Below are 23,050 nucleotides of genomic sequence, written 5' to 3'. Positions count from 1 at the left end.
ATTCGTGAAGATCCCCCGTCCCCCGCTGGTCATCGGGGCGGCACTGGCGCTCGGCGCCGCCGCGATGATCCAGTTCGCTCCCTCCGCATCCGCCTTCCCCGCGACGAACAAGACGACCGTGCTGAACTATCTGCGGTCGATCAGCGGCACGTCGATCGTGTCGGGGCAGCACAACAAGGAACCGGCCGGCGCTCCCGGCGCGTACACCGCCCAGGTCAACGCGGTCACCGGGCAGTGGCCCGGCCTGTGGGGCGGCGAGATGATGTTCCGCGCCACCGACCAGGCCAACCGGCAGCGGGTCGTCGACCAGGCCAAGCAGGAATGGGCCAACGGCTCGCTGGTCGCCCTGACCTGGCACGCCTGCACCCCGACCGGGCCGGCCACTTGCGAGTTCGACGGCGGCGTCAAGACCCGGATCACCGACGCCCAGTTCCAGCAGATCGTCACCGGCGGCACCGCGCTGAACACCACGTGGCGCAGCCGGATGGCGGCGGTCGTGCCCTACCTGCGGCAGCTGCGTGACGCCGGGATCCCGGTGCTGTGGCGGCCTTTCCACGAGATGAACGAGACCTGGAACTGGTGGGGCGGCCGGCCCGGCGCCAACGGCGGCGCCAAGATCTACCAGCAGATGAAGGACTACTTCGACAGCCAGGGTTTGACCAACCTGATCTGGGTGTGGAACGTCCAGGACAACCCGTCCGGCGGCTGGTCGTCGTACTACCCGGGCGCGAACTACGCCGACGTCGTATCCCTCGACGTCTGGTACAAGAACCACCCGTCGTCCGGTGACTACCAGCAGATGCAGTCGATCGCGGCCGGCAAGCCGATCGCGATCGCCGAGATGGGCAAGGTGCCGAACGCCTCGCTGCTCACGTCGCAGCCGCGGTGGGCGTACTTCATGGTGTGGTCCGAGCAACTGCGCGGCAGCAACAGCAACGCCGAGATCCAGGCGGCGTACTTCCACCCGCGCGTGCTCAACCAGGGCGAAGTGCGGTTCTGACCGGAGCCGGGGTGTCTCAGCTCTCCTCCTGCACGAGGATCTGCGGCACCCCGGCCTCGCACGTCAGGTCCACGTCGACCCGGACGTCGTTGTCCTCGACCGAGCGGAACTCGCCCTCGTCGTCGTCCTGCTCGTGCACCGCGAAACCCTGCGCGGGGGACATCGACAGGATGCGCTCGCAGTCGGCGACCACGGTTCCGCCGCGAGTCGGGAACGAGCGGCTCGTCGGGTTCCCGGAGGACGAGACCGATGGGGACGGCGAGGCCGAGGGGGAGGTGGGCGCCGGGCCGATGGCTTCCAGTTCCCGCTCGACCTGCTCCTGGCTGACCGGCGCGCCGCCCTGCCGGGTGGTCAGGTCCGCGCCGACCAGGCCGATCCCCACCACCCCGACCAGCACGGCGAGGACCGCGGCGAACAGCCAGCCCGCGGCGAGCAACAGGAAACGTCGGTCGAAGAGTCGCACACCCCCACTATGGGCGCGGCGACGCTAAGGGGAGCACCCGGCACGGATAAGGGAAGGTTAAGAACCCACTGATCAGGCCCTCCGGGCGGATACCGTGCAGCCGTGGCGCGACTGCTGTTGATCGAGGACGACCCGGCGATCCGGAACACCCTGCTGCGGGCTCTGCGCGAACGCGGGCACGCGGTGGCCGCGGCCGGCGCGGCGATGGAGGGCCTGCAGACCGCTCTCGCCGAACGCCCCGACCTGATCGTCCTGGACCTGGGCCTGCCCGACCTGGACGGTCGCGAGCTGTTGCGGATGCTGCGCGCGGTCAGCCGAGTGCCGGTGATCGTGGCGACCGCCCGCGACGAGGAGACCGAGATGGTCCGGCTGCTCGACGCCGGCGCCGACGACTACGTGGTGAAACCGTTCACCGCCGCTCAACTCGACGCCCGGATCCGCGCGGTGCTGCGCCGCGGCGCCGACACCGAGACCACGGCGGACCTCACGATCGGCGGGCTGCGCATCGACGCCGCGGCCCGCACGGTCACGCTGGACGGCGCCGAGGTCGAGCTGAGCCCCCGCGAGTTCGACCTGCTGCACCACCTGGCCCAGCGCGCCGGGCAGGTGGTGACGAAACGGGAACTGCTCAGCGAGGTGTGGCAGGTCCCGTACGGCGGCGCCGACAAGACCGTCGACGTGCACCTGTCCTGGCTGCGCCGCAAACTCGGCGAGACCGCGCAGGAGCCGCGCTACCTGCACACCGTCCGAGGTGTCGGGGTCCGGCTGAGCGAGCCGGCGTGAGACAGCGACTGACACTGCTGGTCGGCGGCACCACCCTGCTCGTGCTGCTGGCGTTCCTGATCCCGATGGCGGTGCTGGTCCGGCAGGTCGCCGCGGACCGGGCGCTGAGCCGCGCCGACGACGTCGTGCAGACCATCGTGCCGCTCGTCGGGTCCGGCGACGTGACTGTGCTGCGGCTGACGGTGACGGCTCAACCCGTACCGGTGACGGTCTTCCTCCCCGATGGAACCGTGCTCGGCGCGCCCGCCGCGCCCACCCCCGCGGTCCGCCTGGCCGCCGCCCGCGGCCAGGCGCTCACCGTGGTCACCGACGGTGGTCAGGAGCTGGCGGTGCCGGTGATCGGCGCGAACGGCACCACGGTCGTGCGCACGCTGGTCACCGACGCCGAGATCAACCGCGGGGTGAGCCGTGCCTGGCTCACCCTGGCCGCGCTCGGGCTGGCGCTGGTCCTGCTCGGCCTGTTCGTCGCCGACCGCCTGGCGCGCGCCATCACGAAGCCGATCACCGAGCTGTCCGAGGTCTCACACCGCCTCGCCGGCGCCGACCTGGCCGCCCGCGCCGCGCCCGCCGGGCCGCCTGAGCTGCGCGAAGTGGCCGGCGCCCTGAACCATCTGGCCGGCCGCATCCAGGAACTGCTGGCCGCCGAACGCGAACAGATCGCCGACCTCTCGCACCGGCTGCGCACCCCGCTGACCGCGCTGCGCCTGGAAGCGGAATCGCTGCGCGATCCGGACGAATCGGCCCGGGTGGCCGCGGCCGCCGACCAGCTGGCCCGCGCGGTCACCGCGGTCATCCAGCAGGCTCGCCGCCGGGATACGACGACGCCGGCGGTCCCGGCCGGATGCGACGCGGCGGCCGTGGTCCGGGACCGGGTGGCGTTCTGGGCGGTCCTCGCCGAGGACACCGGCCGCGAGATCCACCGCAGCGTCCCGGATGCTCCGCTGCCGGTCGCGGTCGCTGCCGACGACCTCGCGGCCGCGCTGGACGCTCTGCTCGGCAACGTCTTCGCCCATACTCCGGACGGCACGGCGCTTTCGGTCACGCTCGCCGCGCTTCCCGGCGACGCCGCCCGGCCCGGTGCCGTCCTGCCCGGCGCCGCCCTGCCCGGCGCCGCCCGGCCCGGCGCCGTCCTGCCTGGCGCTGCTCTGCCCGGCGCCGCCCTGCCCGGCGCCGTCCTCACTGTCGCTGATGAGGGGCCCGGATTTCCGGCCTCGGCAGCTCGCCGCGGCGCCTCCGGCGGCGACTCGACCGGCCTCGGCCTCGACATCGCCCGCAAGGTCGCTTCCGCTTTCGAGATCAGCGCGGGCCCGTCCGGCGGTGCGGTGGTCCGGCTTGAACTGCCTTCCCAGTACGCGTGACGAAAAGTCCCCGCTCTCCCACGGCGGCCTGAGTGCCACTCGAGGCCCCGACGCCGGCGTCCGGGCTTACCTATCGGTTAGACTACTAACCGAACGGTAAGTACCACCTCGGCGAGAGGAGCTTCCGTGAAGACGAACCATCCCCGCCTGATGATCGCCGGCGGCGTGATCACCGCACTCCTGCTGTTCCTCGCAGGCTTCCTCACCCGTGGCAGCGCTCCGGTCGGCCACTTCACCTCCGCGCAGGGTCGTGACCACTTCGTCTCCGCGTACGAGAAAGCCATGACCGACCTGCCACAACCCGCGGCCACACTGGACGTCCGCACCACCTACGGCCTGGTGCGGGTCTACCGGTTCACCGGCGCGGCGCCGGACGCGGCGCCGCTGATGCTGCTGCCCGGATGGGCAGCGTCCGCACCGATGTGGGCCGACAACCTGCCGTCGCTGCTGCGGCTGCGCACCGTCTACACCGTCGACCTGCTCGGCGAGCCGGGCGCCAGCATCCAGGAACGGCCCATCGAGAACCACCGCGAGCAGGCCGACTGGCTGCACCAACTGCTGCAGCAGCTGCCCGAGAAGGAGTTCCACCTGGTCGGCATGTCCTTCGGCGGCTGGACCGCGACCAACCTGGTCGTGCACCGCCCCGAGAAGGTCGCCGGGCTGATCCTGATCGACCCGGCCGTCACCTTCGCCGACCTGCCCCTCGAGCTGATCGTCCGGTCGCTGCCGGCGTCGGTGCGATGGCTGCCGAAGAGCTGGCGCGACAGTTTCAACAGCTGGACCGCGGGCGGCGCGCCGGTCGAGGACACGCCGCTCGCCGATCTCGTCGAGTCCGGGATGCGCAACTACGCGATCAAGCGCCCGGCCCCGGCCCGGTTCGAGACGGACCAGCTTCGCGCCATCGACGTGCCGGTGCTGGTCATCCTCGCCGGCGACTCCGTCATGCACGACTCGCGGGAGGCCGAGCGAACCGCGTCGTCGGCGCTGCGGCACCGTACGGTACTGACATACGACGGCGCCTCACACGCCGTCAACGGCGAACAGCCCGACCGGATCGCGGCCGACGTGGCCGCTTTCCTGACGCCGCCCTGACCTAGCCGCTTTCCTGACGTCACCCTGACCCGGCCGTCTTCCTGACGCCAACCTTATTCGCGGGAGCAGCATGCCGAGCACGTCGCGCGCCACCCGGGACGGGCGGCCGCTCACCTTCACCGAGCAGGCCCGCCGTGCCCAGTTCGTCGGGCTGACCATCAAGGTGATCGCCGAACACGGGTACGCGGGCTGCTCCCTGCAGCGCATCGCCGACGCGGCCGGGGTCACCAAGGCTGCGGTGCTCTACCACTTCGCGTCGAAGGCGGCCCTGGTCCGGGCCGCCTATCAGGAGGTGATCTCGCAGCTCACCGCGCATGTCGGTGCGCTGGTCGAGCAGGCTGCGGGGCCGGCGGAGGCGGTCGAGGCGTACATCCGCGGTCTCATCGGCCACCTTGCCGCGCACCCGGACCATGTGCGGGTCATCGTGGAGGCGCTCGACGACGACCACGACACTGCGATCCCGGACCGGCCCGGTTCGCCTTCGCGCTGGCGGGCCTTGGCTGCGCTGATCGACGCGGCCAAGGAGACCCGGGCTTATCGCCGTGACGTCGACTCCCGGGTCCTCGCCATCATGATCGGCGGCGCGATCGACGCTCTGATCGCTGAATCACGGCAGGATTCGGCCTTCGACGCGGCTGCGGCGGCGGGTGCGCTGGTCGATGTGGTGCGGCGCAGCGCTGGGAGCTCATAGGTGAGGGCGCCGGGCTTTCGCCCGGCGCCCCTGGTCTCCGCTGCTTCTACTCAGCCGCCGTCGTCATTCAGCCGCCGCCTTTATCAGTCGCCGTCTTTATTCAGTCGTCGTCACCGTGCCGGTCGCCGCCCTTGTCGTCGTCATCGTCGTCGTCCCGGCCGCCGTGCCGGTCGCCGCCGTTGTCGTCGTCATCGTCGCTGCCGCCGTGCCGGTCCCCGCCGTTGTCGTCGCTGCCGCTGCGGTCGTCGCTGTCATCGCTGCCGCTGCGGTCGTCGCCGCCGCGCCGGTCGTCGCTGTCGTCGTCGCGCTTGTGCCGCAGCACCTCGCCGGTCGTCACGTCCACGTCGATGTCGTGCTCGACGCTGCCGTTCTGGACCTCCACGTCCCAGACCTGGCGCCCATGCTCGGTGTCGCGCTCGACCTTCACCGCCCGCCCGCCGCCGGCCGCGTGCACCGCGATCGCCTTGGCGTCGTTCGCGCTGATCCTCGTGTTCCCGCTGGCGGCGCTGCTGCTGGCGCTGCTACTCGCGCTGGCCGACGCCGAACTGCTCGCCCGGCTCGACGGCTCACTCGACGGCCCGTTCGACGGCTCGCCCGACGGCTCGGCACTTGCCGACTCCGACGGCTCCGGCGAAACCGTCGCTGTCACCTCGCCCGACACCGACGGGCTCGGCTCGTCCGCCGCCGCCAGCGCCGCCCCCGCGAGGCCCAGCACGGTCAGGGCGCCGGTCGCCACCACCACTCCGGTACGCGTCCTCTTGTTCATCTCCGACCTCCCTCTCGATCTGACCTGCTCACGATCGCCGGAGATCAGCTATCGGCACGCTGCGGTAACGCTAAGACCCGGCTAAGACGTCGGTCTCACTGTGCCGCGCCACCCCGACCTGCTGGCCGATTTGCGGATATTGCACCGGCGCGGGCGGGGTGAGCGTCGCAACCTGGCGCCGGCGGGCCAGCCAGAGGATCACCGCGGCGTAGCCGAGCAGCACCGGCACGTCCACGACCGCCATCTGCCACGGCATGTCCGCCGCCGTCTCGTCCACCGCGAGCTCGCCGTAGGCCGCCGCCATCACACAGCTGACCAGGTTGTTCATCACGTGCAGGGCGATCGCTGCCTCGAGCCCGCCGGTGCGCACGGTCAGATAGCCGGTCACCACGCCGAACAGCAGCAGGTCCGCGAAGCCCCACGGCGTACCCCATCCGTGCAGCGCCGCGAAGACCAGCGCCTGCACCGCGATCGGCGGCCACGGCGAGCGGAACCACACCCCGAGGCCCTGCAGCAGCCAGCCGCGGGTCAGGTACTCCTCGGCCGCCGCCTGCCACGGCACCACGAGCAGCAGCACCAGCATCGACACCGCGAACGGTCCCCAGCCGGCCAGTTCCGCACCCAGCCCGAGGTCCTCCCCGGTGGCCGCGGTCAGGCCGAGACCGCCGCCGATGAAGATCAGGATCGCCGCGAACGCCACCGGAAAGCAGATCAGCAGCCACCGCCAGCGCAGCCGCCCGGTCACCGACGACAGGGTTCCGGCCGGCCGGCGCTGGATCCAGCGGGTCGCGAGCAGCGCCACCGGCAGCAGTACGGCGATGCTCGCGAACGCCATGGCCAGGTCGGGCAGCGCGCCGAAGCTGGGTATCCCGTCGACTTCCGGCCGGCCGGCGATCAGGGCGGCCAGCGCGACGGCCATGAAGATGCCCATCGTCAGCACGACCGCGACGACGGCGATGAACAGTGTTCCGACGACCGGCCGCCACCAGCGGTGTGCGGCGGTCCGGGCGATCCGGTGGTACGGGGTGAGCGGCGGCGGCGGAATCAGCATGCATGGAAGTGTGTCGCTTGCCGGGCTACCGGCGGATCTGGCCACGGCTGGATTCCGACCCCCACCCTGAGGTATAGATCCGCCCTGTCCCAGGGTGGTCCGGCGCCCGGCTAGGCTGTCGGCATCATGGCTCGCTGGAGGATCTGGCTGCTGCCCGTACTGCTCGCGGCGGCCCAATTCGCGCTCTGGCCGGGCCTGCCGCTGACCCGCGGTGACACCCCCGATCCGGTACGCCTGACCGCCATCACCGCCGTCACCCTGCTGATCACCGCCGCCCTCGGCTTCCGCGACCGCCGCCCGGTCGCCGTCCTCGTGACCGTCACCGCGGCCCTCACGCTCGGCGGCTGGATCGCCCCCGAGCAGGTGTTCGTGGTGCCGGCCGACACGCTCCTGGTGATGTCCCTGGCCGACCTGATCGCCCTGTTCAGCGTCTCGGTGCGGTGCTCACGCCGGGTGACCGCACTGGCCGTCGCCGGCCTCACCCTCTGGCTGACCGCCGACACCGCCATCGACGGCGGCGACCCGTGGGACGTGCCGGCCGGCGCCGTGACTTACGTCGTGGTCGCCGCCGCCGGCCGCCTGCGCCACCGCTGGGTCGCCGACCGCTCCGCCGCCGCCGACCGCCTGGCCGAGGCCGAGCAGACCCGCCGCAACGCCGCCGACGCCGAACGACGGCGTCTGGCCCGCGAGCTGCACGACGTCACCGCCCACCACTTGACGTCGATCGTGGTGAACGCCTCAGCCGCCCAATTCCTCGGCGACCAGCGCCCGGACCTGCGCGCTGAGGCCCTCACCTTCGCCGCCCGCACCGGCCGCGAAGCCCTGACCGACCTGCGCCGCCTGGTAGCCGTCCTGCCGGCCGCCACCGGCCCGACAACCCCGGACGCACCCACCCCGAGCCTGGCCGACCTCGCCGACGACTTCCGCCAGCTCGGCCAGACGGTCCTCCTCGAGGCTCCGCCCAACCTGCCGCCGGCCGTGGCCGAGGTCGTGCACAGCATCGCCCGCGAGGCCCTCACCAACACCCTCCGCTACGCGCCCGGCGCGACCGTCCGGGTGCGCCTGTCGCCCGGTCCGGAAGGCACCGAACTGCTGGTCGAGGACGACGGCCGGCTCGTCGACACAACCGGATCGGCAGCCGACCTCGGCGGTGGCCGCGGTCTCGCCGGAATGCGGGAACGAGCCGAAGCCCTCGGCGGAACGCTGCACGCCGGACCAGGCGACGACGGCGGCTGGCGGGTCCATGCGACGCTGCCCGCGGCAACGTCCGTACCCCGCGATCCCGGCCGCCTCCAGCGATGGCTGCGCAGCCATGTGGTGCTGGATGTGGCCCTGGTCGCGCTGACGCTGCTGCTCCCGCTCTCCAGCGTGGCCGCCTTCGCCGACGAAACCGCGGCAGTCGTGGGTACCGCGGACACCGCGCCGCAGCGAGCCGCCATCGCCTTGGTCCTACTGGCCGTCGTCGCCCACGCAGCCCCACTCCTGTGGCGTCGCCGCTACCCCTGGACCGCATTCACCGCCGTCATGCTGACCACCTGGCTGGGCCCGTTGTTGCCGGCCACCGAGGTGGTCCCGGCAGGAAGCAGCTGGGTCTTCATATTCAGCGCCGGCGCCGACCTGGTCGCCGTCTACACCGTCGCCGCCCGCGCCGAACGCCCCGGCCTGACCTGGATCGCCCCGCTCGCCACTTTGGTCACCGTTCCGCTCGCGCTGACCGTACTGATCATGCTCGAACCACCGGCCGACACCGATCCCGCCGCCGGCGGGCCGATCATGGTCGCGACCCTGCTGGCCTTCTTCTCGATCTTCATCGGGGTGCTCCTGGCCCTGCCGGTGTTCGGCTGCTGGCTGGCCGGCCGCGCCGCCCGCACCCGCCGGCAGCGCCGCATCGACCGCGAGGAGGGCGCGGTCCTGACCACGGCCGCCCAGGCCGAACTCCGTGCCCGCGACGAACGCGCCCGGGTAGCAGCCGGCCTGCACACCGCCGTCCTCGCGCACGCCGCCCGCGTGCCCCAGGCCGCCGACCAGGCCGATCTGGCCGGCGTGCTGTCCGCCAGCCGGGAAGCCCTGTCCGCCATGCGGTCCCTACTGGACAACCTGGGCCCGGCGAAGACCGCAGATCAACAGCCGACCGAGCCCACCGCAGCCCGAGCGCCGACCGCGCCCACCGCACGCCGAGCTCCGGCCGAGCCCACCGCAGGCCGGGCGCCGACCGAGCCCACCCTGCCCGAGCCCGTCCCGCCCGGATCCGCAGGAAACGACCAGGAGGTGCCGTCATCGCAACCCGGGTGATCGTCGTCGACGACCAGCTGATGATCCGGGCCGGCCTCTGCGCCATCATCGGCTCGCAGGAGGACATGGAAGTGGTCGGCGAGGCCGGTGACGGCGCAGCCGCTCTCGACCTGGCCGCCCGGCTCCGGCCGGACGTGGTGCTGATGGACGTACGCATGCCGGGCATGGACGGTCTCACCGCGACCGCCCAGCTGACCGCCGGCGAGAACCCGCCTCGCGTGCTGGTGCTCACCACGTTCCACCAGGACGCCTACGTCTTCCAGGCGCTGCGCGCCGGCGCCTCCGGTTTCCTGCTGAAGGACTCCGACCCGGCCGAACTGGTGGCCGCGATCCGCGTGATCGCCGCCGGCGAGGCGATGCTCAGCCCCGCCGTGACCCGCCACCTGATCGACGCCTTCGCCACCGGAACGGTCACCTCGGCCCGCCCCGACGACCCCCGCCTGACCCGGCTCACCCCACGCGAACGCGACGTGCTCACCCACCTGGCCACCGGCCTGTCCAACGCCGAGATCGGCACGGCTCTGGGCATCGCCGCCGGAACGGTGAAAGCGCACGTCAACGCGCTGCTACCGAAGCTGGGCGCGCGCGACCGGGTACAGGCGACGATCGTCGCTTACGACCTCGGCCTGGCCCGCCCCCGCTGACCCCCGGCTCAGTCGTCGTCGCCCTCGTCATCCCCGTCGTCGTCATCGCCGTCGCCACCGCCCGGGCAACCGGTGAGCGCGAGCAGCACGCCCGCCGCCCCCGCCAGCCCGACCGTCCGGCCGAAGAAGAGCCGCCGGCTCATCCCCCGCGCTTCGTCCTCTGAGGTGGTGCGCACTTCCTCCATCAGGGCATTCTCGCAGCCGCGGCTCACCCTGGCCATCCGGCAAACAACCCGGAGGGGTACGAAAACCGCTCCGCGCGGCCCCGGCCCCTGGTCCAGGCCGTTGCGCGACCGCCGGGCTGAAGCACGGGGTTGCGCTCACGGCATCGGGGGCTCCTGCTTTCAGTCGCTCACGGCATCGCCACGACGATCTTCCCAGCCACCCGGCCGCGGTCGATCCGGTCCATCGCCTCCACCGCCGCCGCCAGCGGAAACACCTCGTCCACGACTGGCCTGACCTGCCCTTTCTCCACCATCGTGGCCAGCTCGACCAGATCCTCCCGGCTGGGCCGCGCGACCACCGTCCGCATCCGGCGCCCGGAGACCGCCCCGATGACGCTCGCCGCGAGAATGCGCCGCGCCGGACCCAGCCATCGCCCACCGGTCCCCACCGACAGGGCCAGCGTCCCACCCCGGACCAGCGCGTCCCGCAGCACCGGAAGCGGATAGTTGCCGGCCAGGTCGAGCACCGCGTCATACCCCGTCCCCGGCCCGCCGCCCTTCTCGTAGTCGACCACCTGCTCCGCCCCGATCGACGACATCAGCTCCGCGTTGCGCCCGGCGCAGACCGCCGTCACCCGAGCCCCCAGAGCAGCCGCGATCTGTACGGCAAACGTGCCCACCCCACCCGAAGCGCCGGTGACGAGAACCCGTTGACCCGGCTGCACGCGGAGCGCGTCGCGTACCTCCTGAAGTGCCGTAGTCCCTGCCAGCGGAAGCGCCGCCGCCTCGCTGAACGCCATCCCGGCCGGCTTCGGCGCCGCCAGGCGCTCGGGAACGCGGGCGAACTCAGCAATCGCCCCGGTGCTCTCGGCCATCACCTCGTCGCCGACTCGCAGCCCATCCACGCCGGGCCCCACCTGCTCGACCCGCCCAGCGAGCGCCCGCCCCACGACAAACCCTCGCCGCGGCCGCCGCATCCCGCCCGCTCCGGCCCGGATCGCGAACGGCTCACCACGCAACATCAGCCGGTCCGCAGCGTTGAGGCCGGCCGCCTGCACCCGGACGAGCACCTCACCCGCACCGGGCGCAGGCGTCGCGACCTCCTGGAACTCCAGCCGGCCTGGCGACCCGTACCCGGTCTGGACGAGCGCCTTCATGACCACCATCTCCCTGCTTACATTGTAAGCTTACGTCGTAAGCAAGAGTGCGGTACGGTTGCCGAGAACGCAACCCCCGGTTTTCGGAGACCACTCGATGACAGCCACACGCTCGCCGCTGAGCAGGGAACGCGTACTGAATGCCGCCCTGTCCCTGGCCGACGAAGGCGGCACCGACGCGCTGACCATGCGCCGCCTGGGCCAGGAGCTGGGCGTCGAAGCCATGTCGCTGTACCGGCACGTCGCCAACAAGGACGCCGTGCTCGCCGGCATAGTCGACCTGGTCATCGCCGAGATCACCCTGCCGCCGGCGACCGAGGGCTGGAAGCCCGCCATGCGCGCCCGAGGCGTGGCCGCCCACGAGGCCTTGCTGCGCCACCCATGGGCCCCGGCTCTGCTGATGTCACGCACCAACACCGGCCCAGCGATGCTGCGCTACATCGACTTCACCCTGGGCGTGCTGCGTTCGGCGGGCTTCTCCTGGCAGCTGGCGGACTACGCGTGGAACACGATGGACAGCTACATCTACGGCTTCACGCTGCGCAAACTGAACTTCCCGATAGCCCCCGCCGACTACGCCGACGTGGCCTCCGCCCACGTGCACATGCTGCCCACCGACCAGTTCCCCTACATGGCGGAGATGACCCGCTACGTGATGGCCGGCAACCACCCCGGCGACCCGGACCTGACCTTCGGCCTGGACCTGATCCTCGACGGCTTGGAGCGCTTGGCAGCCTGACCCGCAATATCACGCCGCGACAAAGCCTGATCCCGGCACCCTGGCTGACTCCCCGCCGGACAGGTTGTTAAGTTCTTCGCCAGCAGGTCCGGGTGGCGGAATGGCAGACGCGCTAGCTTGAGGTGCTAGTGCCCTTAACGGGCGTGGGGGTTCAAGTCCCCCTTCGGACACAGATCAACGACACGAGTCGCCGGGATTGCGGCCTCGGTGTTATGTGAGCAGGCGACGGCGGTAGCCCTCGGCCACCGCTGAGGCTCGGTCGCGGACGCCGAGTTTGTCGTAGATGTGTTGCAGGTGGGTCTTGATGCTCGCTTCGCCGATGAACAATGCTGCGGCGGCCTCTCGATTCGAGCTGCCGTTCGCGACCAATTGCAGCACCTGCTTCTCGCGATCGGTGAGCGTGCCGGCGCCGGGCCTTCGAATCTGCCCCATGAGGTGCTGCGTCACCGACGGCGCGAGCACCGACTCTCCGCGCGCGGCGGCACGGACGGCTCGCGCCAGTTCGTCGGGCAGGGCATCCTTCAGGAGGTAGCCGATCGCACCCGCCTCGATCGCCGGCAGCACGTCGCTCTCGCTGTCGAAGGTGGTCAGGATCAGCACCCGCGCGTTCGGGACCCGCTCGCGCAGGGCCGCGGTCGCGGCTACGCCGTCCATCCGGGGCATCCGGAGGTCCATCAGCACGACGTCCGCCGCCAGCAGTTCCGCACGTTCGATGCCCTCGGCGCCGTCCCCGGCCTCACCGACCACGACGATGTCCTCGGCGTCCGCAAAGGTGTCGCGAAGACCGCCCCGCACGATCGGATGGTCGTCGACGATTACCAGTCGGATCATCGGCCGGTCTCCCCCACTGCTCTCGTGCCCCCGGGGGCGATCGCCGGAACGCGTGCGCTGACGGATGTCCCTTCACCCGGTGCGCTCTGCACCTCCACGTGACCGCCGACTCCTCTGATGCGCTGGCGCATGCTCGTCAGGCCGAAGCCGGTGCCGGCCCCTTCCGCGAACCCGCGTCCATCGTCCCGCACGTCCAACAGCACCTCGGGACCCGTGTACGACAGCGTGACACCGACGCGCGAGGCGTCCGCGTGCTTCGCGACGTTGGTCAGCGACTCCTGCGCGACCCGGAAGAGCGACACCTCGATCGCCGGGCTCAGCGGCTCCCGGGTGCCGGTGACCTCGATCTGCGCGCTGATCCCCTGGTCCTGCGACCATCGCTCGGTCAACGTGCGCAGCGCGTCGGGGAGGTGTGCTCGCCCGAGTTCCTGAGGGACGAGTGCCTGCACGGATCGTCTGGCCTCGGTCAGACTGCTGCGCGCAAGCCGGAGTGCCCGCGCGACGTGCTCTTCCGTCTCGCCCCGCAGACTCGCGGAACGCTCCGCTGCCTGGAGCTGTGTGATGATGCCGGCGAGGCCCTGGGCCAGCGTGTCGTGGATTTCGCCGGCCAGCCGCTGCCGCTCGTCCTGCGCCCCGGATTCGCGGGCCTGGGCGACCAGTTGCGCATGGAGCCCGGCGTTCTCGTGCAGTGCCGCCTCGAGTCGCTCGACGAGTTCCTCCCGTTTGCGCTCCTCGGGTTCGCTGCGCGCCGTCAGCAGGATGCCCACCCCGATCGCCGCGGTCTGCACGGCGGCGATCAGGATGAACTCCGCGAGCACGTCCGGGGCCGGGTCGGCCCACACGTCCATCGCCGAGCCGTTGAGAGCAACCGAGGTGGCCAGGACTGCGAGCACACCCAACGGCCACGGCCTGAGCAGGTACGCGTGGAAGAAGCCCGCAATGGTGAACACGACGAAGATGTCGGAGTACGTCATGAGGGTGACGCACAGCGCCAGCAGCCCGACGAAGAAGACGCCCGCCGACACCGGCCGGAGCGTCCTCCTCTTGATGGGAAGCGTGTGACCGAGCAGCACCCACAGCACCGCGACCGCGACGAGCCCGAGGACGGTCGCGCCCTCGGGCCAGAAGCGTTCGCCGGAGGCCGGAAGAACCAACGAGAAATAGATTGCCGTCGATATCGTCAGCAGTAGCCACGGTGTGATCAACTGCAGAAGGTCCCAGACCCGCAGCTGCTCCTCTTTCCAGGCCAACCGGGAGCGATTCGCAGTCTCCGCGTCTGCCGCGACGACGGATCCGTGCGCCCCGAGGCTCGGGCGCTCACCGGCCCCGGCATCCCGCATCATCGACATCTACTCCCAGCGGAAGAGCTTAGCGGCGATCGCGCTCGCGATCACTGCGATACCCGCCATCACGGCGATCTGCAGCCAGAAGGGCTGCCCACCCGCGGTGGCGGTGATCTCGCCCGCTTCGGCGGACCACGCCGCGGTGAGTGCCTGCAGCCCCGGCGGCAGGAATTCGCCGGCCTCGCGCAGCACGTCGGGCATGAGGACACGGGGCAGGAAGGCTCCGCCGAAGAACATCAGCGCGACGAACAGGAAGGTGCCGACCTGGTTCGCGGCACTGCTCGTGCGCGCCACGGCCGCGGAGATCATGCCGATCCCGAGCAGCGCCGCATAGCCCACGATGAAGGCGACGGCGAACTCCAGGGGCCGCTCGATCGGCGCGATGCCCAGCACCGCCCACGCGAGGAAGATCAGGAGTGCCGCGGAGACGACCACGGAGGCGAACGCGACGATCATCTGCGCGAGCAGGACACTCCGCGGATGCACGGGAGTGGTCGACAGCCTGCGCAGGACGCCGCGCTCACGATACGTCGCGATCACCGCCGGAACGTGCTGCACGGCGATCATCACCATGCCGAACACCAGTGCGGTCGGCGCCCAGATGTCGATGGCCCGCAGTCCGCCGGTGTCGGGCGACGACTCTCTGAGCGCCGGGATGGCTCCCAGCCCGAGCAGGAGTCCCGCCGGGAACAGCACACCGAACATGACGGTGGCAGAGTCCCGAAGGAAGAGTTTCGTCTCGATCTTGACCATCTTCCGGAGAGCATGCATCAGTCAGTCCTGCTCTCGGAGGTTTCCGGGGATTGCGGGACGCGTCGCGTCAAGGCCACGAACGCGTCGTCGAGGTTGCGCCGGCCGGCGCGGAGACCCTCCGCCACGACCTGCATCGCGCTCGACTGCGCGATCAGCCCTGCGGGCGTGTCCACTGCGGCAACCCGGCCACCGTCGATGACGGCGATCCGGTCGCAGAGGCGCTCCGCTTCATCCATGAAGTGCGTGACGAGGAGAATCGTGACGCCCGTGTCACGGACCCGCTTGATGAGGCCCCAGGTGTCGCGCCGCGCCTGCGGGTCCAGTCCGGTCGTGAGCTCGTCCAGAATCGCGACCTTCGGACCGCCGACCAGAGTGAGCGCGATCGAGAGCCGCTGCTTCTGCCCACCCGAGAGAGCCTTGTACCGCGTGTTGCGCTTCTCGGTGAGACCGAGGAGTTCCATGAGCTCGCGCCAGTCGGCGGGGTTCCGGTAGAAGGAGCTGTAGAGCTCGAGGGCTTCGGCGACCCTGATCGCGTCCGGGAGACTGCTCTCCTGCAGTTGCACGCCGAGTCGCTCGCGTACCTCCGCCCGGTCCTTGATCGGGTCGAGTCCCAGCACAGAGATCGAGCCCGAGTCGGGTGTTCGCAGGCCGGCGATGCACTCGACGGTTGTCGTCTTGCCGGCGCCGTTGGACCCGATGATGCCGAAGACCTCGCCCTCATCAACGGTGAAAGAGACGTCGTCGACGGCAATGTGCTGCCCGTAGCGCTTGTGCAGATTCCGTACTTCCAATGCGGTCACACGGCGAAGTTACGGGCGCACCCCACCCGGCCAGATCGACCGCAGCAGCTGAGCCGGGGTTGATTCGCGCCTCCACCATTCGGTGGAGCGCGGCGGGATGGATTCCGTGCCGGCCGGACATCGAGGGCGCTATGGAACCACACGGAATGGCCGGGCGCTGCCCCGGAATTCCTGGGTTTGTCGCTATCCGGCCGCCCACCTGCGCGGCATCGAGGATGAGTGATGCGTCATAGCGGGGCGATCTTGTCGGTCATCGATGGGTCGGGCTAGCTTGGCCGGGCGTCCGCTGGGGTCGGACCAGGGGCCAATCACTGTTTACTCACGGGGGACAACTCCATGCCTAGAAATCCCTATGGGATCGTCGGCCGGCGGATCCTGGCTGCCGGCGTCGTCACGGCGACGATCTTTGCGGCGGCGCCCGCTGCCGCTGTCGCCGCGCCTACGGTGCTGCCGGTTTCGGCGGCAGCTGCAGCCGATCCGTACGACCAGAAGCTCGCTGTGCTGGCCAAGTTCGGCCTCAGCGACCGGTTCCAGCTGCTCGAGCTCGACGACCGCAGCTTCGTCATCGAGGTGTGGCGGATCCTCAAGGACAACGCCGACCACGCGGAAGTGGTTGTCGCCGCTGAGCTGGCCTTCACCACGGGCGCCGAGGCGTCCACCGAGTTCATCGTCACGGGGGTCTACGCCGCCTACGACCGGGACGTCGCGCGGGAGCAGACTGAGGCCGAGGCCAAGCGGAAGAGCGACGAGGCCCGCGCCACGGCTGCGGCGGCGATCGGGATCGTCGCCGGGGAGGAGTTGCTCAGCGGGGACGACGCCAACTTCGCCCGGCTGATCTGGAACCACGTCGAGAACGACAAGGACTGGCCGAAGGTCAAGGCTGCCGCCGACGCCGCGTGGAAGGGCACCGACGCGCAGCGGACCGAGTTCATCGCGACCGGCCTCGCCGCCGCCGCCAAGCAGGACACCGACGACCGCATCATCGCGGACGCGGAACGGACCGAGGCGGAGAAGGCCGCCGCGCTCGCCAGGGCCGCGAAGCAGTTCGCCGCCAACCGGATCGGGCTGCCGGTCACCGAGGAACTGCTCGCCCTGCCGTACCGCGACCTCGTCGTGACCGTCCTGAACCACGCGGTCGACGGCACGCACGTGGACCGGGCCGCCTTCACCGCCGTGAGCAGCCTCGACGAGGCGGTGTGGAAGGCGTTCGTCAACACCGGCATCCACGAGGCCAAGGACCGCGACATCGCGGACGAGATCGCGGCGCGGCGGGCCGAGGAGCGCCGCCTCGTCCAGGAGATCCTCGCCCGTGCCGAGAAGGCCGGCGGGATCAACATGGCGAAGGCCGCGCGCGATGCGCTCGCCGGGACCCCCGACGACATCTCCACGTTCCTCCACGAGGGCCAGTACGACGTCGGCGCGGACCTGCCGGTCAAGAAGGGCGACGCCGAGCACGGCAGCGTCCGCTGGGCGGACTTCGACGGCGACGGCCGCGACGACTTCATCCACGTCGAGGACAGCGGAGCGGTGTACGTCTACATCAACCGCAAGACCGGCGGCTTCAAGGCCCTGGGCAAGGTGCACAACGGCAGCACCCCGGACCGCAACCGGGTCCGTTTCGCCGACTGGGACGGCGACAAGAAGGCCGACTACCTCTTCTTCGACGTCGAGGGCAACATGTACGCCACCCTCAACCGCGGTGGTCTCAACGCCGGCGGCTGGGTGTACCGGGGCAGGTTCGGCAAGGCCGCCACCCTCGATCACAGCCGGTCCCGGTTCGCCGACTTCGACGGCGACGGCAAGGACGACTACATGTTCCTCGACGTGGAGGGCGGCATCTACGCCTGGCTGAACCGGGGCGGCGAGGGCGCCGGCGGCTGGGTGAACCGTGGGCTGGTCCACAAGGGCGCCACCAAGGACACCACCCGGTCCCGGTTCGCTGACTTCGACGGCGACGGCAAGGCGGACTACATCTTCTTCGACGTCGAAGGCGCCTCCTACGCCGCCATCAACAAGGGCGGCGACGGTGCGGGCGGCTGGCAGTCCCGTGGACAGATCCACAAGGGCTCGACCAAGGACACCACCCGGGCCCGGTTCGCCGACCTCGACGGCGACAAGAAGGTCGACTACGTGTTCTACGACGTCACCGGCAACGTCTACGGCGCGCTCAACCGTGGCGGCGAAGGCGCCGGCGGCTGGGCGGCATTCCCCCGCGACTACTGAGTCTCCCCCGCACACAGCAACGGGCTGTGCCGGCATCTCGCCGGCACAGCCCGTTGTCTGTCAGGTGGTGAGCCTCAGAGGGTGCGCCCCACCGTCAGGTTCCGGCAGTGGGGCTGGATCACCGCGAGCGCCCGCTCGGAGAGGACCAGACCGAAGCCCTGCTCGAGGGAGAAGTCGGCCGACGCGTCCGTACCGACGATGAGCTGGACCAGCTCGGGCACGGGCACACCCTCCTCCGCGGCCGGCGACTGTTCGTCGAACGTCGCGCGCGCCGCGCCGGTGGTGTAGCCGGTCAGCCCTGCACCGGCCATCACCGCGACCAGCTCGGGGCTGGCGACCAGCTCCGGCGGACGGCCGGCCAGCGAGTCGGGCACCCAGGACAACTCGACGGTCAGCACGCCGTCCTGCTCGTCGGACAGGTCCCAGGCGGGGTCCGGATCGATCTCGTACCGGCGAGGCCCGCCGTCAGGCTTGTCGCTGCTCATCGCCCGAACCTACCTCTCACCTGATCCTCGGTTCGAACCACTGGCCCAGCATGTCGTCGACCTTGGTCGCGTGGTCGAGCACCTGCTGCTTGGTGGCATTCGGGTTCGCTTTGTAGAAGGCGTTCCAGGACAGCCGGATGGCGCTGAGGTGGATGTTGCTGTTGATCGCGCCCTTCGGGATACCGCGCAGGTTCTCCACGGAATGCAGTTCGTCCGCGGTGAACATGCCCGGGTACTTCTTCACGATCCCCTGCTCGATCGCATGGTGGACCACCACCTTGCCGCGAAGCTTGTCGAATTCAGTGTTCTGCGAGAAGAAGTTCTCCTTGTAGTCGTGGCTACCGTTTGCGTTTCCGACGACCGCCGGCTTGCGGGTCGGAATCGTGCCAGTCGTCGGGAAGACCGGGCCGCAGGGAATCGGGGTGACGTTGTGGACGAGCACAGCCATGCCGCCCGGCACCACGTAGTACGTGTGCAGGTTGGCGACCGACAGGTTGTGGACCGTCGCCCACCGGCGGCGCTCCCGGACAGCCTCGACCTCGACGCGTTCGCCGGACGCGTTCAGCAACTCGAGACCCGCGATGATGTCGCCCGCCTCGACCCACTCGCCCAGGTTCGGCGCCCAGAACGGGTGGTTGTCGGTGGCGGTGATGGTCGCGGTCCGGTCGCCTGCGGCGCCGTCCGTGTCGACCCTCAGATCAACGAGGACCTTCCTACTGGTACGGGTGAACGTCTCCAGAACCCGCTCCGGCCTGGTCACACCGGTCACCGGATCGGTGGCGACGACCAGGTCGCCGACGCGTATGTCCTCGATCGGCTTACTGGCACCGCCGGCGAGCAGCACCGGCGTACCGGGAACGAAGCTGTTGGTCCGCGGCAGGTTGAGCACCGGGCAGCCGTTGCGGTTCCGGACGGACGCGATCAGCTCCTCGACCTTGCGGCGAGCGGCCTTGACGCCGTCGAGGAAGCGCAGCAGCTTCGGCGCCAGCTTGGCCAGCTTCGCCGAGGCGCCGAGGATCTTCCCGATCGGGAGCATCCCGACGAGCGTCCACAGGCAGGCCTCGACATTGCCCTCCATCACGCACTTCTTGATGTCGCCGAGACCGGACAGCTCCTCGAACAGCTCCCAGGCGTTCTCCTGGAGGAACTCCATCAGGCCCTTGCCGGCCTCCTCCTTCGCCGCCAGGTACGCCGCCCGCTCCTCCTCGGTCAGCGACTCGAGCAGCGCCTGCTCGGCCTCGCCCTCGGGCAGCCCGCCGGTGTCGGCGATGCCGTTGGCGAGCGCCTCGGCGGCCCGCCTGCGGTCGGCTTCCTCGGCGCGCGCGGCGGCCTGCTGTGCCTCGGCGGCGAGTTGCACCGCACTGTCGGCTGCGATCTTGGCCGAATCCGCGTACTCCTGCGCGCTGTCGGCTGCCCGCTGCGCCGCCGCAGCGTCGGCCTCCGCCCGGCTCGCCGCACCCCGTGCCGCGGCCGCGTCGTTCTCGGCAGCCGTCGCCGCTGATGCCGCGGCATTGGCCGCGGACTGCGCCGCCTGGGCGGCCTGCCCGGCGATCCGGGCGTCGTTGGCAGCCGCGTTCGCGGCCGCGCGGGCCGCAGCCGCGTCGGCACGGGCCTGCGCATCCGCACGCCTGGCGCTGGCCGCGGCGGTACGGGCGGCTGCCCCATCGGCGGCAGCCTGCGCCGCCGCCTTCTTCGCCTCAGCAGCGGACGCAGCCGCGTCGGCTGCCGAGCGGGCCGCCTGAGCGGCTGCGGTGTACGCCGGCTTGACCTGCTCGTTCGCCGTGTCCGCCGCCTCCTGCGCACGCTGCGCCGCGACCAGCGCCTCGGCAGCCCGCTGGGACGCCGCGGCCGCCTGCTCCGCGCCGATGGACGCGGCCTGCTCGGCGACCAACTGGACGAAGTCAGCGTCGATGTCGCTTCCGGTGAACGGCGAGACCATGCCGATCGCGGTGTCGGCCGGCGCGGCGATACCCGCCGAGGACGCCCGTGCCGCGGCTGCGGCGGTGACCGCGATGTCCGCCTGGGTCGCTGCGGCGACCGCCTCGGTCGTTGCCGCCTCAGCCTCCTGCTTGGTGCGGTCGGCGGCCCACAACGCCTTGACCGCCTCATCGGCTGCCTGCTCCGCCAGGCTCACCGCCGCCTGCGCTGCGCGGGCGGCCTTGACCTCCTGCGCGGTGGCTTCCGCCGCCTTGGCGTCCGCCCGCAACCGGGCCGCGTGGGTCTGCCGGGCGCCGGCCTCCGCCTTGTCGGCCGCGGCGTCCGCGGCGGCTGCTGCCGCCTCGGCGGCTTCGGCGGCCGCGAACGCGTTCTCGGCAGCCTGCTGGGCCCGGTTGGCCGCGGCGCGCGCGTTGGCCGCGGCGCCGGTCGCCCCGTTGGCCGCCGATCGGGCCGATCGCGCGGCGGAACCGGCCGTACCGGCCTCCACGTCGGCCTGGTCGGCCTGCCGCTGCGCCTCCTGCCGCTCGGCCTCGGTAGCAGCGCTGGCCGCGCCCGCCCGCAGGGCAGCCGCCCTGGCCTTCGCGCTCTGTTCCGCGCGCTCCGCCGCGTAGGCCTCGTCACGAGCGACGCGAGCCCGGCCCTCCTGGTCCCAGGCGCGTCCCGCGGCGGCCCCGGCGGCCTGATCCGCTGCGTCAGCACGGCGCCGTGCCGCATTCGCGACGGCCGCCTGTGCCTCCGCGGCGGCCCGTTGCGACCGGGCCACCGCGGCCTGCTGCTGGGCGATGCCGTTCTGCCGCTCCGCCTCGGCACGTTCGGCCTCGGCGATCTGCCGCTGCCGCTTCGCCTCCGCGGCCTGCGACTCGGCGATCTCGCGCTGCGCCCGGGTGCGTTCCGCCGCGGCCCACGCCGCCCTCTCGGCGGCCTGGGCCTGCTCGCGGGCCTTGGCGGTACGGGCGGCCGCGGTCTTGGCGGCGGTGGCCTGCTTGGCAGCCGCGGCGGCCAGCTTCGCCGCCGACTTCGCGTGTTCCTCGGCGTGCTGACGCCACTTGATGGCCTGCTGCGCGTGGGCCTCGGCCTGTGCCTGCGCGCCCTGCGCGTTGTTGGTCGCGACGGTGGCGTCGGTGGCGTGCGCGGCGGTCTGGGCGGCGCCGGCCGCCGCGGCGGCGGCCTGGCTCATGCCCTGGGAGATGTCGGCCCACTCGACGCCGTACTCCAGGCCCGTTTCCACGATGTCGCCGGCCGCCGTCGTCGCCACCTGAGCGGAGCGCTCCGCCTCGGTAGCGGCCGTCTGCGCGTACCCCAGCTGTCGTTTGGTCTCGGCATTTGCTGCCGCGAGCTCCGTCGACTTCGACGCCGCCGTGCCCGAACCGGCCAGCACCCGCGTCGCGTGCCGGGCGGCGTTCGCCGCCGCGGCCATCGCATTGGACGCCTGCTGCAACGCCCTCACGCTCTCGCCGTGCGCGGCCAGCAGCCGGGTACGCGCCGCGTTGGCCTTCGCCGACTTCTGCGCCAGATCCGTCAGTTCCTCGGCGGCTTTATTGCGGGCTTCGAGGTCCTTCAGGTACTGCTCGCGCTCGGCCGCGTCCGCCTTGGCCGCCTCCAGATAACCGGTCGCCAGGAACGCGTTGATCGCCGCGTCGTCACCGTTCGCCGCCGCCTGCGCGGCCCGTTTCACATGGGTCTCGGCCGGCGCCGTCGCGGCGATCAGCTCGACCCGCTTGCGCAGGGTCGCGGCGCGCTCGGCGGCGTCCGCGGCCACCTTGGCGTCGCGGTCACGGGTGATGTCAGCGCCGTAGGCCAGGAACGCCGCCCGGTCACTGTCGGTGCCGGCGAGAACCCGCTCCACCTCGGCGTTGAAATACGGCCCGCCGGTGCCCTTCAGCGCCTGGATCTTCGCCAGGTTGTCGGCAGCCTCCTGCTTCTTGCGGGCCGCGACCTGCTTGTCCAGCGCCGGCTTGTCGACCGTCGCGAACTTCTGGATGGTCGCCGAGTCTCCGGTGGTCAGTGCGGCCAGCGCCGCGTCGCGGACCTCCGGCTCGGGGGTCAGCGCCGCGATGTCGGCGACGGCCTTGCGCCACCGCTCCGCCATCAGGTCCACACCGGTCGTGCCGTTCCACGACTCGGTCACCAGCGGCGGAATCTGGATGGTCGGGGCGGTGCTCTCGCTCGCCGCCGGTGCCGGCGCCAGCGCCAGGGCCGGCGGCGCGTGCAGCAAGGTGCCGAGCAGCACGGCGGCCAGCGAAGCCGTCACCGTGGGGCGTATCCACATGAGTTTCACAACCAGGCAGTCCTGTTCGGAGGAGGGAGAGCGCGCTTCGCCCGCCCCTGTCCGGGAGCGCGACGAGTCGACTGGACGTCAGTTGGTGGGATGCTCGGTGGTGCGGATCCAGCCCGGAAGGCTTGACAGCGTGCCGCTGTTCCTCATCGAACGAACCCCCCGTTGCCATGCGCGAACCGCGGCGGGCCCTGACGTGCGC

General features: G+C 71.3%; 21 protein-coding genes and 1 tRNA gene. 11 read left to right on the top strand and 11 right to left on the bottom strand.

What is annotated here, in order from left to right:
- Positions 1–4 precede the first annotated feature (4 nt).
- The gene (locus OHA21_RS51780; protein WP_328468440.1) at positions 5–1,000 is read left to right on the top strand and encodes a glycoside hydrolase family 26 protein; all 996 of its coding nucleotides are present in this window, start codon (positions 5–7) and stop codon (positions 998–1,000) included.
- A gap of 16 nt (positions 1,001–1,016) precedes the next feature.
- Here OHA21_RS51780 and OHA21_RS51775 read toward each other — a convergent pair whose 3' ends face one another.
- Positions 1,017–1,463 carry a hypothetical protein gene (locus OHA21_RS51775; RefSeq protein WP_328468438.1) on the bottom strand — a complete coding sequence of 149 codons (447 nt, stop codon included), beginning with the start codon at positions 1,461–1,463 and terminating at the stop codon, positions 1,017–1,019.
- 102 nt (positions 1,464–1,565) lie between these two features.
- Between OHA21_RS51775 and OHA21_RS51770 the strand changes: the two genes are divergently transcribed.
- The 4 genes from OHA21_RS51770 to OHA21_RS51755 all read left to right on the top strand — a co-directional run bounded on the left by OHA21_RS51770 (position 1,566) and on the right by OHA21_RS51755 (position 5,387).
- Positions 1,566–2,246: a response regulator transcription factor gene (locus OHA21_RS51770; protein ID WP_328468436.1), complete on the top strand. Its 681-nt coding sequence runs from the start codon at positions 1,566–1,568 to the stop codon at positions 2,244–2,246.
- Positions 2,243–3,604: a sensor histidine kinase gene (locus OHA21_RS51765; RefSeq protein WP_328468434.1), complete on the top strand. Its 1,362-nt coding sequence runs from the start codon at positions 2,243–2,245 to the stop codon at positions 3,602–3,604. Before OHA21_RS51770 ends, OHA21_RS51765 begins: the two co-directional genes overlap by 4 nt.
- A gap of 126 nt (positions 3,605–3,730) precedes the next feature.
- A complete protein-coding gene (locus OHA21_RS51760; RefSeq protein ID WP_328468432.1) occupies positions 3,731–4,696 on the top strand; it encodes an alpha/beta fold hydrolase in 966 nt (321 codons plus the stop codon).
- Positions 4,697–4,766: 70 nt separating this feature from the next.
- Positions 4,767–5,387 carry a TetR/AcrR family transcriptional regulator gene (locus tag OHA21_RS51755; protein WP_328468430.1) on the top strand — a complete coding sequence of 207 codons (621 nt, stop codon included), beginning with the start codon at positions 4,767–4,769 and terminating at the stop codon, positions 5,385–5,387.
- 100 nt (positions 5,388–5,487) lie between these two features.
- Here the strand turns inward: OHA21_RS51755 and OHA21_RS51750 are convergent, their stop codons facing one another.
- Complete coding sequence (locus OHA21_RS51750; RefSeq protein WP_328468428.1) at positions 5,488–5,841, bottom strand: PepSY domain-containing protein; 354 nt, start codon at positions 5,839–5,841, stop codon at positions 5,488–5,490.
- Between the two features lie 10 nt (positions 5,842–5,851).
- On the opposite strand from OHA21_RS51750, the gene OHA21_RS51745 reads away from it, so the two are divergent.
- The gene (locus OHA21_RS51745; protein WP_328468426.1) at positions 5,852–6,238 is read left to right on the top strand and encodes a hypothetical protein; all 387 of its coding nucleotides are present in this window, start codon (positions 5,852–5,854) and stop codon (positions 6,236–6,238) included.
- On the opposite strand, the gene OHA21_RS51740 is transcribed toward OHA21_RS51745, so the two are convergent.
- A complete protein-coding gene (locus tag OHA21_RS51740) occupies positions 6,224–7,204 on the bottom strand; it encodes a CPBP family intramembrane glutamic endopeptidase (RefSeq protein WP_328468424.1) in 981 nt (326 codons plus the stop codon). The genes OHA21_RS51745 and OHA21_RS51740 overlap by 15 nt on opposite strands.
- A 126-nt stretch (positions 7,205–7,330) precedes the next feature.
- Between OHA21_RS51740 and OHA21_RS51735 the strand changes: the two genes are divergently transcribed.
- Positions 7,331–9,496 carry a histidine kinase gene (locus OHA21_RS51735; protein WP_328468422.1) on the top strand — a complete coding sequence of 722 codons (2,166 nt, stop codon included), beginning with the start codon at positions 7,331–7,333 and terminating at the stop codon, positions 9,494–9,496.
- 20 nt (positions 9,497–9,516) lie between these two features.
- On the top strand, positions 9,517–10,140 hold the full coding sequence (locus OHA21_RS51730) for a response regulator transcription factor (protein ID WP_328479069.1): 624 nt from the start codon (positions 9,517–9,519) through the stop codon (positions 10,138–10,140).
- 8 nt (positions 10,141–10,148) lie between these two features.
- On the opposite strand, the gene OHA21_RS51725 is transcribed toward OHA21_RS51730, so the two are convergent.
- Together OHA21_RS51725 and OHA21_RS51720 are read right to left on the bottom strand one after the other, a co-directional pair.
- The gene (locus OHA21_RS51725; RefSeq protein WP_328468420.1) at positions 10,149–10,325 is read right to left on the bottom strand and encodes a hypothetical protein; all 177 of its coding nucleotides are present in this window, start codon (positions 10,323–10,325) and stop codon (positions 10,149–10,151) included.
- Between the two features lie 167 nt (positions 10,326–10,492).
- Positions 10,493–11,461 (bottom strand): NAD(P)-dependent alcohol dehydrogenase, encoded by a 969-nt coding sequence (locus tag OHA21_RS51720; protein ID WP_328468418.1) that lies wholly within the window; start codon positions 11,459–11,461, stop codon positions 10,493–10,495.
- 97 nt (positions 11,462–11,558) lie between these two features.
- Here OHA21_RS51720 and OHA21_RS51715 point away from each other — a divergent pair, with 97 nt between their 5' ends.
- Positions 11,559–12,200: a TetR/AcrR family transcriptional regulator C-terminal domain-containing protein gene (locus OHA21_RS51715; RefSeq protein WP_328468416.1), complete on the top strand. Its 642-nt coding sequence runs from the start codon at positions 11,559–11,561 to the stop codon at positions 12,198–12,200.
- 86 nt (positions 12,201–12,286) lie between these two features.
- Positions 12,287–12,370: transfer RNA gene (locus OHA21_RS51710), tRNA-Leu, on the top strand.
- Between the two features lie 40 nt (positions 12,371–12,410).
- Here OHA21_RS51710 and OHA21_RS51705 read toward each other — a convergent pair.
- The 4 genes from OHA21_RS51705 to OHA21_RS51690 are packed head-to-tail and all read right to left on the bottom strand — an operon-like array spanning position 12,411 to position 15,927.
- Positions 12,411–13,031, bottom strand: a complete 621-nt coding sequence (locus OHA21_RS51705; RefSeq protein ID WP_328468414.1) for a response regulator transcription factor — start codon at positions 13,029–13,031, stop codon at positions 12,411–12,413.
- The gene (locus tag OHA21_RS51700) at positions 13,028–14,380 is read right to left on the bottom strand and encodes a sensor histidine kinase (protein WP_328468412.1); all 1,353 of its coding nucleotides are present in this window, start codon (positions 14,378–14,380) and stop codon (positions 13,028–13,030) included. The genes OHA21_RS51705 and OHA21_RS51700 overlap by 4 nt, the downstream gene beginning before the upstream one ends.
- The gene (locus OHA21_RS51695) at positions 14,381–15,127 is read right to left on the bottom strand and encodes an ABC transporter permease (protein WP_328468410.1); all 747 of its coding nucleotides are present in this window, start codon (positions 15,125–15,127) and stop codon (positions 14,381–14,383) included.
- A 17-nt stretch (positions 15,128–15,144) separates the two neighbouring features.
- Positions 15,145–15,927 (bottom strand): ABC transporter ATP-binding protein, encoded by a 783-nt coding sequence (locus tag OHA21_RS51690; protein WP_328468408.1) that lies wholly within the window; start codon positions 15,925–15,927, stop codon positions 15,145–15,147.
- A 336-nt stretch (positions 15,928–16,263) separates the two neighbouring features.
- On the opposite strand from OHA21_RS51690, the gene OHA21_RS51685 reads away from it, so the two are divergent.
- The gene (locus OHA21_RS51685) at positions 16,264–18,150 is read left to right on the top strand and encodes an FG-GAP-like repeat-containing protein (RefSeq protein ID WP_328468406.1); all 1,887 of its coding nucleotides are present in this window, start codon (positions 16,264–16,266) and stop codon (positions 18,148–18,150) included.
- Between the two features lie 74 nt (positions 18,151–18,224).
- Here OHA21_RS51685 and OHA21_RS51680 read toward each other — a convergent pair whose 3' ends face one another.
- A complete protein-coding gene (locus OHA21_RS51680) occupies positions 18,225–18,635 on the bottom strand; it encodes a hypothetical protein (protein ID WP_328468404.1) in 411 nt (136 codons plus the stop codon).
- 16 nt (positions 18,636–18,651) lie between these two features.
- A complete protein-coding gene (locus tag OHA21_RS51675) occupies positions 18,652–22,824 on the bottom strand; it encodes a polymorphic toxin-type HINT domain-containing protein (protein ID WP_328468402.1) in 4,173 nt (1,390 codons plus the stop codon).
- Between the last annotated feature and the right edge of the window lie 226 nt (positions 22,825–23,050).

This window comes from Actinoplanes sp. NBC_00393, assembly GCF_036053395.1.
Taxonomy (GTDB): domain Bacteria; phylum Actinomycetota; class Actinomycetes; order Mycobacteriales; family Micromonosporaceae; genus Actinoplanes.
The sequence above is the reverse complement of the archived record's forward strand: the minus strand, read 5'-3'. Positions and strand labels throughout refer to the sequence as shown.

What these genes read in the sequence shown, in the direction of transcription:
- OHA21_RS51740 (WP_328468424.1), bottom strand. Translation starts at nt 7,204, where the DNA reads ATGCTGATTCCGCCGCCGCCGCTCACCCCGTACCACCGGATCGCCCGG.
- OHA21_RS51705 (WP_328468414.1), bottom strand. Translation starts at nt 13,031, where the DNA reads ATGATCCGACTGGTAATCGTCGACGACCATCCGATCGTGCGGGGCGGT.
- OHA21_RS51730 (WP_328479069.1), top strand. Translation starts at nt 9,517, where the DNA reads ATGATCCGGGCCGGCCTCTGCGCCATCATCGGCTCGCAGGAGGACATG.
- OHA21_RS51680 (WP_328468404.1), bottom strand. Translation starts at nt 18,635, where the DNA reads ATGAGCAGCGACAAGCCTGACGGCGGGCCTCGCCGGTACGAGATCGAT.
- OHA21_RS51725 (WP_328468420.1), bottom strand. Translation starts at nt 10,325, where the DNA reads ATGGAGGAAGTGCGCACCACCTCAGAGGACGAAGCGCGGGGGATGAGC.
- OHA21_RS51700 (WP_328468412.1), bottom strand. Translation starts at nt 14,380, where the DNA reads ATGTCGATGATGCGGGATGCCGGGGCCGGTGAGCGCCCGAGCCTCGGG.
- OHA21_RS51735 (WP_328468422.1), top strand. Translation starts at nt 7,331, where the DNA reads ATGGCTCGCTGGAGGATCTGGCTGCTGCCCGTACTGCTCGCGGCGGCC.
- OHA21_RS51720 (WP_328468418.1), bottom strand. Translation starts at nt 11,461, where the DNA reads ATGAAGGCGCTCGTCCAGACCGGGTACGGGTCGCCAGGCCGGCTGGAG.
- OHA21_RS51755 (WP_328468430.1), top strand. Translation starts at nt 4,767, where the DNA reads ATGCCGAGCACGTCGCGCGCCACCCGGGACGGGCGGCCGCTCACCTTC.
- OHA21_RS51715 (WP_328468416.1), top strand. Translation starts at nt 11,559, where the DNA reads ATGACAGCCACACGCTCGCCGCTGAGCAGGGAACGCGTACTGAATGCC.
- OHA21_RS51695 (WP_328468410.1), bottom strand. Translation starts at nt 15,127, where the DNA reads ATGGTCAAGATCGAGACGAAACTCTTCCTTCGGGACTCTGCCACCGTC.
- OHA21_RS51685 (WP_328468406.1), top strand. Translation starts at nt 16,264, where the DNA reads ATGCCTAGAAATCCCTATGGGATCGTCGGCCGGCGGATCCTGGCTGCC.